Genomic DNA, 249 nt, shown 5'->3' with positions numbered 1-249 from the left:
CGCAGTAGCTTCGCGTCAAATGATACTGTGCTGTGAAGACCATCGGTCCAGATTCATTGAGGGAAAAATCCCCCTCCTGAAGTGTCATAGGCGCTGATGATTGCTTACGATTAGCCATTTATTGGTGCTTTCACTTTAAATTTTGTACCTTTGTAAACAGCGACTAAGCGACAATCGATGCTTTTTAGAAATACAAAACTAATAGAATTCGAATCATTATGGTGGAAACGATAACATCCAGTAAACTAG

The 249-nt window shown here is 39.8% G+C and carries 1 protein-coding gene; it reads right to left on the bottom strand.

The annotated features are described in order from the left end of the window. Positions 1-88 (bottom strand): DUF5522 domain-containing protein (locus I5349_RS13940; protein WP_226391381.1); only part of this gene is annotated, 88 nt, incomplete at its 3' end. Positions 89-249 lie beyond the last annotated feature (161 nt).

This window comes from Penaeicola halotolerans, assembly GCF_016464625.1.
Classification (GTDB): domain Bacteria; phylum Bacteroidota; class Bacteroidia; order Cytophagales; family Cyclobacteriaceae; genus Penaeicola; species Penaeicola halotolerans.
This window is presented reverse-complemented; position numbering and strand designations above follow the sequence as displayed.